We start from the raw sequence: 13,895 nt of genomic DNA, 5'->3' as shown, positions 1-13,895 counted from the left end.
GCGGTTCTTCTGGAGTGAAGGGTTGATCTGGGAGAACGCTGCTTGGGGCTGTGGGCGGGGTTGCTTGGTGGATTATCTGACCGGCCACCTCGACCAGCTTCGCTACGGCACGGCACTGGCCAACGGCTGGCCCATCGCCACCGGCGCGGTCGAGGGCGCCTGCCGCCACCTGATCGCCGACCGCCTCGACATCACCGGCGCCCGCTGGGGACTCGACGGAGCCGAAGCCGTCCTCCGACTCCGCGCGCTGATCACGAACGGCGACTTCGAGGACTACTGGCGCTACCACGCGGTCCGTGAACATCAACGCGTCTACCCCAGCCCTGACCAGCAGACCTACAGCCTCACTGCTTGATCCCGACCGCCACTTCAGAAGACCTGTTCCCATCCTGATTGACAGGCTCGCCCGGCCGGGCGCGCCGACTGCGTTCCTTCCCGCGGCTGGGGTCGACTGGGGGCGGGGCTGTGATGGTCGGCAGCCCCGTTCAGGGAGTTTCTCCGTCGGCTCTGGCCTGCCAGTCGGGGCTGCCGTACTGCCACCAGCCCTGGGCGATGCCGTCCTCGTCGAGAACGAGTGCGGCGTGGGCCTGGTCCATGCGGACGCGCCGCTCTTTGAAGGCGCGGTGGCCGATTCCCGGCTGGCCGCAATCGGGGCGGTAGCCGATGCACCAACAGCCGCCGAAGATGCCGTTGTTGCGTTCGACGAGTTCGACGAAGGTGTCCCAGGTCAAGGTGTTCAGCTGGCGGACGGTGTGAGGCATGGTCAAAGTCCCTGCTCGGTCAGTCCCGAGAGGCTGTCAGGTCGAGGAGACGGGCGAGTTCGGCCGGTTTGGTGAACATCGGCCAGTGGCCGGAGTCGATGTCGACGTACTCGACGTGCTTGGCCCGGGCGAGTTCCGGCGCCTCGCCGGCAGTGATCCATTCGCGGGCCTGCTCGGGGGTGAATTCCGGGCAGACCACCACCAGCGGAACGTCGTAGCGGCGCTGGTCCGTCAGCCGCACTACGCCCCTGGCCACCTGTTCGGGGACGGGGATCGCATCGGCTGCGATGCGCTGCCGAAGGTCCTTGTCGAGGTCGGCGCTGTCTGCTCCCGTGAACGGACCCCAGCCGGGGAAGGGCATCGCGCCGTTGTGCATGTCGAAGAAGTCGGCGTACGGCTGACCGTCCTCGTTGGGGAAGCCGCCGATCAGCGCCAGCTTGGCCACCCGTTCCGGGCGCGCGTCAGCGGCCAGCCAGCCGAGGGTGCAGGCGGCTGAGTGGGCCACGAGCAGGGGATTGTCCACCGTGGCATCAACGGCAGCGAGGACTGCCGCCAGCTGATCGTCGAGCGTGGCAGACGAGCGTCCGTCGCCCTGGCCCGGAAGGATCACAGGCCGCGGGCGGTGCCCGACCGCCTCAAGAGCTGGTATCACCGCGTCCCAGGCGGTGCCGTCCAGCCACAGGCCGCTGATGAGCAGGATTTCCATAGTGAGATCCACTTTCGTGTCGGGGTTGAAAGGGATTGCCGAAAGCGTCGCGCAGTGGACGCGGCCTGCCCGACTGGGCTCTCCCATGCTAGGAGCAGTTCAGGACGATCAGCTTCCTGATTCCCCGGCAGCTGCCTACCCTGTCCGACATGCAGACCGGAACGAGCCCCACTGCCCGCGCCCTGCACACCCTTGAGATCCTGCGGACGCGCCCGGGCACGACAGCCGAGCAACTCGCGGAGAAGCTCGGCGTGACCGATCGCGCCGCACGTCGCTACGTCGCGATCCTGCGGGAGGCCGGCATCCCGGTGGACTCCGTGCGCGGCCCGCACGGCGGCTACCGGTTGCGGCGCGGGACCCGGCTGCCGCCGGTGAGCTTCACCCAGAGCGAGGCGCTCGGCCTGGTCATGGCAGTTCTCGACGGCAGGCCGGCCGCCACCGATCCCGGGGACCTCGTCGGTTCCGCCCTCGGCAAGGTCATCCACGCGCTGCCCGAGGGGATCGGGCGTCAGGCGGCCGCGCTGCGCGAGCATGCCGCTGCCGCGCCCGATCCGCGTGCGGCCTACGCAGATCCCGCCGTTACCAGCGCCCTGGTGGACGCGATCGCGTCCCGGCAGCGATTGCTGATCACCTACCGGAGCCAGGCCGGCAACCAGTGGCAGGCGGAGGTAGACCCGTGGGCCGTCGTCGTACGCCGGGCGCGCTGGTACCTGCTCTGCCACTCCCACCGCGGGGAAGCAGTGCGCACCTACCGGGTCGATCGCATACTGACGGCCGAGGTGACTGCGATCGGATTCCGGATGCCGCAGGACCTCGACCCGGTCGCGGTCCTGGAGGAGAACCTGGGCACCGGATGGGCCTACCCCACGCGCGTGCTCTTCGACGCACCGGTGGAGCAGGTCACCCCGTGGATCGGGCCCTCGATGGGACAGCTCGAACCGGTGGGGGTGGCGGGAGAACGCTGCGTGCTCGTCGGCAGCACCCGCAACCCGGCGATGTACGCGCAGGAGTGGCTGGCCACGGTCCCTCTCGCCTTCCATGTCGTGGGCGGGACGGAGCTTCGGGACGCGGTTGCCGTCCTGGCATCCCGCCTTGGTGCGGCCGTGAGTGACAGCCGTTGGCCCGCTCGACCAGGCCCTCGGCCTTCGGACCCCGCGCCTTGTGAACAGGAACTTGATGCCCAGCAGCCCGGCGAACGCGCGAAGCCATCAGTCAGTTGAGGACCACCAGGCCGCCAGGAACCGACCATGGAGTTCGTTGGGATCCTTGAGGGTCTTGTGGCTGTGCTCGATGACGGCCAGAGTCCAGAGGGCCCGTGATCGTCTCACTCAGTCGCTGGGCTTCGAGCTGATTAGGGCTGTGCTCGGGGCTGCTCGTCCCTACCGTGGTGGTGGAGGTGGGTCGCCATGGCGTCTTTGCCGGAAGAGCTGCAGGTTCGGGAAGCCGCTGCTCGGCAGCGAGTAGAGGAACTCCAGGCTGAGGCCGCCGAGTTAGCCCTGCAATTGGAGACGGCGCGGGAGGATCTGTCGCGGTTGGAGATCACGCGGGAGACCGTCACGCAGGTACTGGCTGGGCTGCGGACAAAACTCACCGCGATCCTCGCCGGACATGCGGACCGCGCCGCCACCGAGATGACCGCCCAAGCCGCAGCCGAACAACTCCCCGCCGCCCGCCGCGAAGCAGTCACCACCTGCCACCGCTACCTCACCGGCCACCTCGACCAACTCCACTACGACACCGCCCTCGCGGCCGGCTGGCCGATCGCCACCGGAGCCGTCGAAGGCGCCTGCCGCCACCTGATCGCCGACCGCCTCGACATCACCGGCGCCCGCTGGGGACTCGACGGCGCGGAAGCCGTCCTCCAACTCCGCGCACTGATCACGAACGGAGACTTCGAGGACTACTGGACCTTCCACGCAGTCCGCGAATGCCAACGCCTCTACCCCAGCCCTGACCAGCAGGACTACAGCCTCACTGCTTGACCCGACCGTCACTTCAGAGGATCCGCACCCAAGGGAGAATGCCGTGAGTGAGCGTCATCGCGGCCTGACCGAGCAGGCCGCCGACGCGGCCGTTGACACCGCTTGCCGGGTGCTGCGGCTGCCCACCATTCGAGGTCAGTACAGCGCGACGGCCGACGCCGCCGAGCGCGAACAGATGACTTATCGCGGCTTCCTGGCCGAGCTCTTGATGGCTGAGTGCGAAGACCGGGACCGGCGCCGGTCCGAGCGGCGCATCAAGTCCGCCGGATTCCCCCGCCAGAAGTTCCTGCGGGACTTCGACTTCGACGCCAACCCAATGTCACATCCGCCGCCGTCCACACCCTCGCCACTTGCGAATGGGTCCGCAAAGGCCAGCCTCTGTGCTTGATCGGCGACTCAGGCACCGGAAAGTCCCACCTGCTGATCGCGCTGGGCACCGAGGCTGCGATGGCCGGCTTCCGGGTCCGCTACGTGCTCGCCGCGAAACTCGTCAACGAACTGGTCGAGGCAGCCGACGAAGAGCAACTGACCAAGACCATCGCGCGCTACGGCCGCGTCGATCTGCTCTGCATTGATGAACTCGGATGTGCGCCACGAGGCGCTGATGGATCTCGCGGGATGAGAGGCCCGCCGCCGTTCCTCGCAGGGACCGGTTGAAGCTGGAGGCAGGCTGAACCCCGGGTTGGGGGTGAGGCCGGAAGCAGCCTCGACAACGTAGGGGCGGACCGGCACCACCAGACGGTTCGTGCCCGCAAGCGAAGACGGAATGGGTGCAAGGAAACTGAACCAGTGGTTGACGTCCCGTGAGTCGTCAGCGGCCTGCCGAATCTGGTGGATGGGCCGCTTTGCAGTGCTGGAGATTGCTCTATCCGGTGGCCTCTCCTCTTCCGGCGTCTTTAGCCTATGGGCGCCGGGAGGCCCGGACCAAGACTGCGATGTGCGGTCCGTGGCGATGCTGCCGGGGTATAGCTGGGCACCGACGCCGTCACAGAGATCCTCAGTGAACGTGGGAAGCGATCTGGCATCGCCCTTCCCGTCCGGCAGCCGGCCGGGCGGCGGGCAGGCGCAATGCCCGCTGATGAAGCCAGACCGTGGCGGAGTCGCCGTAGTACTCGGAGGCCGGGAAAGCCGGTCACATGGGGAAGGGTGACAGCGTGATGGCAGCAGGACTGCTGTCGGGGAGGAACGTTGTTGAACAACGACGCTCCGTCGGAAACAACTTGGCCGGGCAGTATGACGGCTGGGCGACGGGTACTCGATCATCAGATCAAGCTGCACCGATGGGCAAGGAACGAGCCGGATCGCCGGTTCGATGATGTATTCAACTTGATCTGCGACCGGGCCACTTTGGTGGTGGCCTGGGAGCGGGTGTCCGGCAACCGGGGTGCCAGGACAGCAGGTGTGGATGCGGTGACCCGTTTCCATATCGAGGAGCGTCATGGAGTGATTCCGTTCCTGGAGGAGCTTCGCTCCTCGCTCAAGGACGGGTCCTTCACTGCGCTGCCGGTCAAGCAGGCGGTAATTCCCAAGAAGAACGGCAAGGTCCGTTACCTGGGCATCCCGACCCTGCGGGACCGCGTCGCGCAGATGGCCCTCAAGCTGGTCCTGGAGCCGATTTTCGAGGCCGATTTCTACCCGTCCAGCTATGGGTATCGGCCTGGACGTCGGGCTCAGGATGCCATCGCCGAGATCCACCGCTTCACCCGCAAGCCGTCGACCTATGACTGGGTCATCGAGGGCGACATCAAGGCTTGCTTCGACAACGTCGATCATCACGTCCTGATGGACCTGGTGGCTGAACGCATCAAGGACCGCAAGGTCTTGCGGCTGGTCAGCGCGTTTCTGCGGGCCGGGGTTGTCGAGCTGCACGGTGGATTTGCGGAGACCCTCACGGGCACTCCGCAAGGAGGAGTCGCCTCCCCGCTGCTGGCCAACATCTATCTCTCCGTCCTGGACCGGTATTTCTCGCGGATCTGGGACAGGGAGATGACCCCGCCATGGCGTCGTCAGTATCGACGCCGGATGGGGCGGCCGAACTTCCGCCTGGTGCGTTACGCCGACGACTTTGTCGTGCTGGTGCACGGCATCAGGTCCGAGGCCGAAGCGCTCAAGGCGAAGATCGGTGAACTGCTGGCCCGCAGGCTGAAGATGACCCTCTCGGTCGAGAAGACCCACATCACCCACATCGACGACGGCTTCGTCTTCCTGGGCTTCCACATCCAGCGAAGGCCCTTCGGCGATGGCCGTCGCGTCGTGCTCACCATTCCGTCCAAGTCTGCCTTGGCGTCGGTGATGCACAAGATCAAGAAACTGACGGGGCGAAGTACGACGTCGCTCTCGTTGGAGGAGGTGCTGCGGTCGGTGAACCCGGTCCTTCGGGGCTGGGCTGCCTATTTCCGCTACGGCGCATCCAAGAGAACGTTCTCCTACCTCGGCTGGTACGCGTGGTGGAGGCTGCTTCTCTGGATTCGCTACAAACACCCCCGCCTGACCTGGAAACAGTTGCGGCGCCGCTACTACGGGGCGGACCGCATCACCGAGGGCGGAATCATCCTCTACAACCCGGCGAAGATGCGAGTCCAGCGATACACGTTTCGTGGAGCGCAGATCAGCACGCCCTACAACATCGATGAGGTCGATCCCGACGGAGCACGCTTCCGCCGGACGAACCACGACGATGTGGCCTTCGTCGGCCAGGTCAGCGAATACCTCGCCTGATTCAGCGGATCACGTGGAGAGCCGGATGCTCGGCCAACGGGCCCGTCCGGTTCGGCGGGCGGGGACGGGAAGACCGACGCCCGGAAGGGCGCACGGCGTCCCGTCCCCGGCCCAACATATGGAACTCGACCGGCATGGAGCCGAGCTGCTGGTCCAGGTTTTGACCGAGCGCGAGGGGAAGAACAGCGTCGCCATCGCCTCCAACGAGTCGTTCGGCGGCTGGACGAAGACCTTCACCGATCCCCGCCTCTGCGCGGCAATCGTCGATCGCCTCACCTTCAATGGCACCATCATCGAAACGGGCACCGACTCCTACCGTCTCGCCAGCACCCGAGCCCGAGCCGAGCACGCAGAAGCGGGCTGATCAACCGCTTCAACGCCTGGCCGGCAACCGCGAAGACCGGCCAGGCCGACGTCATCCGAGCGGGACCCGCCCTGGGGCCAAGGGCCCGGCATCCAGATGGGCTGCGATGCGCGTGATGGTGCGGGCGTTGTCCTCGAACAGATGCGCCTGCATGCCCGCCATCCGGGCGGCCTCAACGTTGACTGCGACATCGTCGATGAACAGGCAGTTTTCCGGCCGCACGTCCAAGCTGGCGCATGTTGCCTCGAAGGCACGCAGGTCGGGCTTCTCGATGCCGATCTCGTGCGAGTAGACGATCTGCTCCACCAGTTCGTCGAAGTGATACAGCGTCGTCTCCCGCTCCCGGGCGCCGACGAAGCTGTTGCTCAGGATGCCCAGCCTGCAGCTTCCGCGCAGCCCTCGCACATAGTCCATGAACTCCTCGTTCGGCGTCCCCAGGTATTCCGCCCAGAGATCAGCCATGAAGGCTTCAACCTGGGGGGCGTCGAGTCCCAATCGGGCCGCCACCTGTTCGTGCACTTCACGCTCGCTGATGCTCCCGACGCTCCCGGCCCGCCACACGTCGTGCATCCGCTCATCGACAGTGCCCAGTGGCAGTTCCAGCCGCTCTTCCCACCGTTGCACGCATCCCGTTTCCGGCGTGATCTCCAGCACGCCCCCGATGTCGAGAATGACGCAGGTCGCGGTCACGCGAACTCCCCCTCTTCGTCCTGGCCTGACCAGCGAGCACAGACCGCCCGCTCATGTGATCGACAGAGACACTGTCGTCTCTCCCCTGGGGGCAAGGTCAAGTGATCTTCGAAGCTTGTGACAGCCCTGTCGCAACCGCCAACCCGACTCGCCTCAATCAGCAGGTGACTTCAAAACTCGTGACGATCAGCGAAGCCGTCGACCGGACGCTGCCGTCCAAACTCTTCAACAAACGCTGTCGCAAGAAGTGATCGAAGCCAGGGCCCGGTGGGTGGCGAGGTCGTGGACACGCTCGACGCCTGATCAGGAGGCGGTGGGCCTAGGGCTATCAGCAGCCCGAGACCTGCCCACGTGTGCCCGAGGGACGAGCCGACCAGACACATCGGGGTGGCGCTGCCACGGCCGCGTGTCAGGGTTCAGGAGCCCGCCCGGCGAGTCCTTCGCTCTAAGTAGCGGATCCGGACAGGTAAGCCTGATCTGGTGAGGAGCGCGCGGCCTGCTTCCGACAACTCGTAGTGGGCCGAGCCGGCGACCTGATGGACGAGGTCGCGTCGCTCGAGTCCGCCCAGGACGGCCTTGAGTTGTCTGAGGGACCAGTTGGCGTGAAGGGCTTTTCTCAGTTCGGCGCGGCCCTGGGGCCCGCGCCGTTGAAGGGCGGCCAGAACGGCCAGGTCGAGGTGCGAAACGCGACCGGTCCTGGGTGCCTGGGCCGAACGTCCAGCGCGGCGTGACGTGGGCTTCGGCTTCGGTGGGTCTTCGCGCCACGGCCCCGGGTCGTCTGCGGCGGACAGAACGGCCAGTTCTCGTCCATAGCCGACGGCCAGCACGCCGTCGGCTATGGCAAAGGCAACCGCCCGCTCCGGCAGCCACACATGCGCGTGGTGCTCGCCAGTCTCGGCGTTCCAGAACTGCACGGCGCCACCCGCGTCCGCCTCGATGACGACGGGCTGGCCGGTGCCCGCCCCGACGGCCAGCGCCGACGTGCCGTCACTTCCGATCTGAGCCGTGACACGGCCGGTGTCCGCATCCCAGACCCGGATAATCTTGTCGGTGTGCCGGGACGCGATCAGACCGCCTGGCCCACGCGTGCCGAAGGCCACGCCGGTCAGTTCCGCGGCGCCCGCGCGCAGGCTCCGACGTAGCTGACCAGACGTCAGGTCCCAGACGCCGATCCGGCCGTCGCGATGGCCGATGACCACGATCGGCTTCTCGCGGGTCCGGCCCGCGGCGATCGCGATGACGCCGGGGCCGGGGTTGAGACCGTCGGTCCTCCTTGTCCCACTGCCCAGTTCATGGACTTGCACCCGGCCGTCGGCCCGGAGGGCGACCGTCACCGGACGCCGGGCGGATCCCCCCATGGTCAGGGCCGTGACCGGGTTCCGGGATTCCGGCAGGCGCCACAGCACGCGGCCGTTGGCGGCAAGGCGGGCGGCGAGACCGCCGTCGGCAGTGGCCACGACAACGACCGGGCCCTCTGAGGTGGCGCGGATCCCGAGCGCGGTCACCGCGTGGCGTCCCACGGTGTAAGCCTTCTCCATCCTGCCGTCAGAGGCGTCGAAAATCCGCAACAGGTGGTCGTCGCAAGCGGTGGCGATCAGAACCCGCCCTCCTGCCTGGGCCACTGCGAGGGCCTCGGTGCGCCGGGGTCCACGGGCGGCGTCCGCAATCCCGTGGCCTCGTGGCAGACGCCAGATCCGGCCAGTCGCGTCATCGCCGCAGCTGACCACCAGCGGCACGGTGGCCTTCGAGTGGGTGACGGCGATCGCACGTACGGCCGCCTGGTGGGCAGTCAGGGTGTGCAGCAGGCGGCCGTCGCCGAGGCTCCACGCCCGCAGTGTGCAGTCCTCGGAGGCCGACAGCAGCATCCAGCCGGAGAGGGCAGCAAGTATCTGCGAGCGCCGGTCCGGCGGCCGTGGGCGCTTCCGTTCCCGGAGCGGGTCGCGATCCCCCGACGCCGCCGTCGGTACAAGTCCGGCGAGGCCAGTGGCAAGGGCCGTCACCTGCCCGCTGTGCCCCTTAAAGGTATGCAGCAACTGGCCGTCGTTCACGGCCCGGACTTCAATCGCCCCGGCCACGCCGGCGACGACGACCACGCCTCCTCGCCCGCGTCAATCACGGACAACGCCGATACCGTGCCGTGTTCCCACGGCCAGCCGAGGGCCGGCTCGGGATCGGCCACCTCCCACACATGGCACTGGCCGCTCTCGGTGGCGAACACCACGGCGGGGCTTCCACCGTCGTCGAGAGCCGTCACGGCGACAACAGGATCGGTACCGGCTGAGAGGCGGTTCACCTCCGCGCCTGTGGTGAGGTCGACCGCGATCACCCGGCCGCCGCCGTCGCTGATGACGACCAGCGGCTCTCCGTCCCCACCGGGCACCACGGTCATCTGGGCGGTCGTGGACGCCACCTCCACAAAGGAGATGACGGGGTCGGCCGGTCCGCAGCTCCCAGCTCCGAACCGCTCCATCGGCACCGCAGGTCACGGCGACCGGGACGTCGTCCACCGTCGACAGGATCAGGCCCGTCACGGCGCCCTCGTGGGCACCGGCAATCTCGCCAAGCAGTTTGCCGTCCTGGGCATTCCACCAGCGCAGGTCGCCGTGGGCATCTGCCGTGACCGCGCAGGCCGAGGGCGTGGCGCCGACTGCGAGGGCGGTCAACGGGGCAGTGTGGCCGCGGAGTTCCCAGCGGAGGGTGCCTTCAGCGAGATCCCAGACATGGGCCGTGTGGTCGTCTCCGGCGGTCACCGCGAACTCCTGTCCGTCCAGGGTTCCTATGGCCACGAAACGGATCGGTTCGGTGGTCCGGGTCAGCGTGGCAATCTGCGCGGGGCTGATGTTCTGCGCGGTAGACCAGCGGCATTGCCAGGGAACCGGCGCTTTGTGCGGCGGGTGGTAGAGATGCTCGGTGACAACCCGCCCCCCGTACCGCAGGGCGTCGATGGCCAGAATGTGGCGGCGCGCCTCCGGCCCCGCACTGCTGTGCCGGGCCAGGGATGCCTGGTAGACGAGCATCAGTCGGGGGTGGACGCCAGCTTGCGGCAGCCTGCCAGCGGTGAGGACCGACTGCGGGTCGGCGTGGACCAAGAACTCCAGTTCCCGGAAGAGCAGATGCAGGTCTCCGCACTCTTCTGCGTGCTCGGTGGCGTGTCGCTGAAGGTAAGGGGAAGCCAGGTCCCAGCGCCGTACGCCGCGGATGTTCACCTGCTGCATCAGCCGGTCGAAGACCCGTGCCGCGATGTCGGGTCCTGCCGAGGCGTCGTCACCCATCGCCGTGCCCGTCCTTTGCCCGGACCGTGTCGAGGAGCGTGGCGAGTTCGTAGGTCTTCAGGTAGTTCGCGGCCTTGTGGAAGTCGACAGCGTGGATGGAGCAGTCTGTGTCGCTCTCCACTTGGCTGAACCGCTGCGAGATCCCCTTGGGCGGAATGGCAACCAGGTCACCCCGGTCAGCGAGATGCACCTCTCTCGTGGAACGCGTGGAGGGGCCCTGGCACCATGTGTGCCAGGGCCCCGAAGGAACTGCTACACCATCTGCCGGCCTTGATACTGCACCGGCCTACTGTTTCCGCGGACCCGACCAAGATTGCTGTCGGGGGCGCGGGGATCGCGGTAGTTCGACCGGGGACCACCGCACTATCGATGTCCTGCGGTACCCGGGCTCAGCCATTCCGCCCGGGCGATCCTGATGGCGCCTCGCTCCTCCGTCATGGCCACCACCCGGCACGACGCCGTCGTCACCCACTGGGCGATCGACCACCCCGTCCACGACCTGTTCCCCGGTCTGCCCCGGCAGAAGTGGAAACGCCGTTCCTTCGGCGAGGGAGCCCAGGGCCGGCGGATCTACGACTGGGCCCGCATCGAGGTGCGGCCCTGGCACCGCGAGGACCGCCGACACTGGGTTCTCGCCCGCCGCAGCGTGAGCAGGCCCGAGGAGATCTCCTACTACATCGCCTACTGCCCGGCCCAGACCACGCTGGACGAGCTGATCCGCATCGCCGGCAGCCGATGGGCGGTCGAGGAATGCTTCCAGACGGCGAAGCAGGAATGCGGCCTGGACGACTACCAGGTCCGCCGCTACCCCGGCTGGCAACGCCACATGACCCTGGCCATGGCCGCCCACGCCTGCCTGACCGTCCTACGGGCCCGCCAGCTGGACATCGGGAAAGCAGAAACGGATCCTCCCAGCTCATCCACTACAGCCTCGCCGAGATACAACGACTGATCACCCGCCTCACCGACCGCCGCCCCACCCCGATCAACCACATCCTGCAAACGACGCGGACACAGCCCCTGAAAGCTGCCCAGCAATCGGAACAGCACCGTTTGCAGTACTAGGAGCCGGAGCCCAGCAGGCGGCCGGTAAGACGGTCGTTGGCCTGCTGCCAGCACCGCTCGATCCGCTCGGCAGGAGGAAGAGATCGCCCAGGCAATGGATCACCTCGTCCCATCTCCGGGTAACGTCCAGGCATGAGTCATCCGCACCCCGAGCTGAAAGCCGCTCCGCCCCTTCCCGAAGGAGGGCTGCGGGTCATCGCCCTGGGCGGCCTGGGCGAGATCGGCCGCAACATGACCGTCTTCGAGCACGCCGGCAAGCTGCTCATCGTCGACTGCGGCGTGCTGTTCCCCGAAGAGACCCAGCCCGGCGTAGACGTAATCCTTCCGGACTTCACCTCCATCCGGGACCGGCTGGACGACATCGTGGCCGTGGTCCTCACCCACGGCCACGAGGACCACATCGGCGGCGTGCCCTACTTGCTGCGCGAGCGGTCCGACATTCCCATCGTCGCCTCCAAGCTGACGCTGGCGTTCCTGGAGGCCAAGCTCAAGGAACACGGCATCCGGCCGCGCACGGTGCGCGTGCGGGAGGGCGACCGGCGCAGCTTCGGGCCCTTCGACTGCGAGTTCGTGGCGGTCAACCACTCCATCCCGGACGGCCTCGCGGTCGCGATCCGCACCGGCGCCGGGATGGTACTGCACACCGGCGACTTCAAGATGGACCAGTTCCCTCTCGACGACCGCATCACCGATCTGCGTGCCTTCGCCCGCCTCGGCGAGGAGGGCGTGGACCTGTTCCTCACCGACTCCACCAACGCCGAAGTACCCGGCTTCACCACCTCCGAGCGTGAGCTGAACCCGGCGATCGAGCAGGTGCTGCGCACCGCGCCGCGCCGGGTCATCGTCTCCAGCTTCGCCAGCCATGTGCACCGCATCCAACAGGTCCTGGACGCCGCCCACCAGCACGGCCGCAAGGTCGCTTTCGTCGGCCGGTCGATGGTCCGCAACATGGGAATCGCCCGTGACCTGGGCTATCTGAAGGTTCCCTCCGGTCTGGTCGTGAGCACGAAGGAACTGGAGAAGCTCCCGGACCACAAGATCACTCTGGTGTGCACCGGCTCCCAGGGCGAACCGATGGCCGCGCTGTCACGGATGGCCAACCGCGACCACCAGATCCGTATCGGCAAGGGCGACACCGTCCTGCTCGCCAGCTCCCTCATCCCCGGCAACGAGAGCGCCATCTACCGCGTCATCAACGGGCTTACCCGGTGGGGCGCCCACGTGGTCCACAAGGGCAACGCCAAGGTCCACGTCTCCGGGCACGCCAGCGCCGGCGAACTCGTCTACTGCTACAACATCGTCAAACCCCGCAATGTCATGCCTGTGCACGGCGAATGGCGCCACCTGCAGGCCAACGGCGACCTCGCCATCCGTACCGGTGTCGACCCGGACCGGGTCGTCATCGCCGAGGACGGCGTCGTCGTTGACCTCGTCGACGGCCGCGCGTCCATCACCGGGAAGGTCCCCGCAGGCTACGTCTACGTGGACGGGATGGAGGTCGGCGGCGTCACCGAAGCCTCACTCAAGGACCGCCGCACGCTTGGGGAAGAGGGTGTGGTCACGGTGGTGGCGATCGTCGACGCCGACACCGGCGCCCTCGCCGAAGCCCCCGACTTCCTGGCCCGCGGCTTCGCCCATGACGACACCACCTTCGAGCCGGTCATCCCCGTCATCGAGAAGACCCTAGCCACCGCCGCCGACGAAGGCGTCGGGGACGCGATCCAACTCGAACAGCTCATCGCCCGCGCCGTGGCGAACTGGGCGTTTCGCACCTATCGCCGCAGGCCCCTCATCATCCCCGTCATCATCGACGCCTGAGCCCCAGCTCCTGCGGGAGAGTGAGGGACGGGATGCCGAGCCATCGGCCTGTGTGATTTGACGCCCAGAGCGTCAAGACCTCCACCAGCGTTCCCGCCGCCGGCCAGGGCATCGACGCCGCGAAGAAGATCGTGGGCAGAAAGCGGAACATCGTCACGGAGTGGCTGATGTTCCACCGCCGCCTGGCCCGCGACTACGAGACCCTGCCCCTCCGCTCCGAATCCATGACCACATCGCCATGACCGATCTCATGGCCCGCCGCCTCACCAGCGAGAACACCATCTCCTGCCGGGACCCGACACCGCAGAACAAAAGACATATTCATGGATGAAACAACGGGAGAAAACGACCTCTCAGACGCTGTTGCCGCGGACCACGACCAGCCGGGTTTCTCCGGTGCCCACCATCAGGGCCCTCACGTTCAATTCTTCTTTGGCGACCCGGACTCGCGCAGTACCTGCACCCTGGGCAGAACGGCACCCACGCCGGCCGCGGCCGCTCCGGAGCGAGCGGAGCGGC

10 protein-coding genes and 6 pseudogenes are annotated in these 13,895 nt (G+C 67.3%); 10 read left to right on the top strand and 6 right to left on the bottom strand.

The genetic code is table 11. The annotated features are described in order from the left end of the window. Positions 1-124: 124 nt before the first annotated feature. Positions 125-355: pseudogene (locus tag ABZX90_RS41650) on the top strand (ISKra4 family transposase); the annotation flags it as partial. 130 nt (positions 356-485) lie between these two features. On the opposite strand, the gene ABZX90_RS41645 reads toward ABZX90_RS41650, so the two are convergent. Next, positions 486-761 carry a hypothetical protein gene (locus ABZX90_RS41645; protein ID WP_355213483.1) on the bottom strand — a complete coding sequence of 92 codons (276 nt, stop codon included), beginning with the start codon at positions 759-761 and terminating at the stop codon, positions 486-488. A gap of 19 nt (positions 762-780) precedes the next feature. After that, entirely contained in the window at positions 781-1,467 is a 687-nt protein-coding gene (locus tag ABZX90_RS41640) for an alpha/beta hydrolase (RefSeq protein WP_355213482.1), read from the bottom strand. A 149-nt stretch (positions 1,468-1,616) separates the two neighbouring features. Here ABZX90_RS41640 and ABZX90_RS41635 point away from each other — a divergent pair, with 149 nt between their 5' ends. The 5 genes and pseudogenes from ABZX90_RS41635 to ABZX90_RS41615 all read left to right on the top strand — a co-directional run. After that, a complete protein-coding gene (locus ABZX90_RS41635; protein ID WP_355213481.1) occupies positions 1,617-2,687 on the top strand; it encodes a WYL domain-containing protein in 1,071 nt (356 codons plus the stop codon). Positions 2,688-3,209: 522 nt separating this feature from the next. Beyond that, positions 3,210-3,449: pseudogene (locus ABZX90_RS41630) on the top strand (ISKra4 family transposase); the annotation flags it as partial. Between the two features lie 43 nt (positions 3,450-3,492). Further along, positions 3,493-4,034 (top strand): annotated as a pseudogene (locus ABZX90_RS41625) (ATP-binding protein); the annotation flags it as partial. A gap of 606 nt (positions 4,035-4,640) precedes the next feature. Continuing rightward, the gene (gene ltrA / locus ABZX90_RS41620; protein ID WP_351135081.1) at positions 4,641-6,167 is read left to right on the top strand and encodes a group II intron reverse transcriptase/maturase; all 1,527 of its coding nucleotides are present in this window, start codon (positions 4,641-4,643) and stop codon (positions 6,165-6,167) included. A gap of 115 nt (positions 6,168-6,282) precedes the next feature. Beyond that, positions 6,283-6,531, top strand: a pseudogene (locus ABZX90_RS41615) (ATP-binding protein); the annotation flags it as partial. A 51-nt stretch (positions 6,532-6,582) separates the two neighbouring features. Here ABZX90_RS41615 and ABZX90_RS41610 read toward each other — a convergent pair. Continuing rightward, positions 6,583-7,221 carry an HAD family phosphatase gene (locus ABZX90_RS41610; protein WP_351135083.1) on the bottom strand — a complete coding sequence of 213 codons (639 nt, stop codon included), beginning with the start codon at positions 7,219-7,221 and terminating at the stop codon, positions 6,583-6,585. Between the two features lie 101 nt (positions 7,222-7,322). On the opposite strand from ABZX90_RS41610, the gene ABZX90_RS41605 reads away from it, so the two are divergent. Further along, positions 7,323-7,472 carry a hypothetical protein gene (locus ABZX90_RS41605; RefSeq protein ID WP_351135085.1) on the top strand — a complete coding sequence of 50 codons (150 nt, stop codon included), beginning with the start codon at positions 7,323-7,325 and terminating at the stop codon, positions 7,470-7,472. A gap of 165 nt (positions 7,473-7,637) precedes the next feature. Here ABZX90_RS41605 and ABZX90_RS41600 read toward each other — a convergent pair whose 3' ends face one another. The 3 genes from ABZX90_RS41600 to ABZX90_RS41590 all read right to left on the bottom strand — a co-directional run bounded on the left by ABZX90_RS41600 (position 7,638) and on the right by ABZX90_RS41590 (position 10,683). After that, on the bottom strand, positions 7,638-9,314 hold the full coding sequence (locus ABZX90_RS41600; RefSeq protein WP_355213480.1) for a hypothetical protein: 1,677 nt from the start codon (positions 9,312-9,314) through the stop codon (positions 7,638-7,640). Further along, the gene (locus ABZX90_RS41595; RefSeq protein WP_355213479.1) at positions 9,266-9,631 is read right to left on the bottom strand and encodes a hypothetical protein; all 366 of its coding nucleotides are present in this window, start codon (positions 9,629-9,631) and stop codon (positions 9,266-9,268) included. The genes ABZX90_RS41600 and ABZX90_RS41595 overlap by 49 nt, the downstream gene beginning before the upstream one ends. An 854-nt stretch (positions 9,632-10,485) precedes the next feature. Further along, the gene (locus tag ABZX90_RS41590) at positions 10,486-10,683 is read right to left on the bottom strand and encodes a hypothetical protein (protein WP_355213478.1); all 198 of its coding nucleotides are present in this window, start codon (positions 10,681-10,683) and stop codon (positions 10,486-10,488) included. Between the two features lie 243 nt (positions 10,684-10,926). Here ABZX90_RS41590 and ABZX90_RS41585 point away from each other — a divergent pair. From ABZX90_RS41585 to ABZX90_RS41575, 3 genes and pseudogenes are all read left to right on the top strand, one after another. Next, a pseudogene (locus ABZX90_RS41585) lies at positions 10,927-11,445 on the top strand (IS701 family transposase); the annotation flags it as partial. A gap of 245 nt (positions 11,446-11,690) precedes the next feature. After that, positions 11,691-13,376: a ribonuclease J gene (locus ABZX90_RS41580; protein ID WP_355213477.1), complete on the top strand. Its 1,686-nt coding sequence runs from the start codon at positions 11,691-11,693 to the stop codon at positions 13,374-13,376. Positions 13,377-13,398: 22 nt separating this feature from the next. Further along, positions 13,399-13,707, top strand: a pseudogene (locus tag ABZX90_RS41575) (IS5/IS1182 family transposase); the annotation flags it as partial. Positions 13,708-13,895: the final 188 nt, after the last annotated feature.

The organism is Streptomyces sp. NPDC002935 (assembly GCF_040611295.1).
Taxonomy (GTDB): Bacteria; Actinomycetota; Actinomycetes; order Streptomycetales; family Streptomycetaceae; genus Streptomyces.
Note: the sequence above shows the minus strand (reverse complement) of the source record. Positions and strands in the feature narration are given on the sequence as shown.

What these genes read in the sequence shown, in the direction of transcription:
- ABZX90_RS41635 (WP_355213481.1), top strand. Translation starts at nt 1,617, where the DNA reads ATGCAGACCGGAACGAGCCCCACTGCCCGCGCCCTGCACACCCTTGAG.
- ABZX90_RS41640 (WP_355213482.1), bottom strand. Translation starts at nt 1,467, where the DNA reads ATGGAAATCCTGCTCATCAGCGGCCTGTGGCTGGACGGCACCGCCTGG.
- ABZX90_RS41580 (WP_355213477.1), top strand. Translation starts at nt 11,691, where the DNA reads ATGAGTCATCCGCACCCCGAGCTGAAAGCCGCTCCGCCCCTTCCCGAA.
- ABZX90_RS41645 (WP_355213483.1), bottom strand. Translation starts at nt 761, where the DNA reads ATGCCTCACACCGTCCGCCAGCTGAACACCTTGACCTGGGACACCTTC.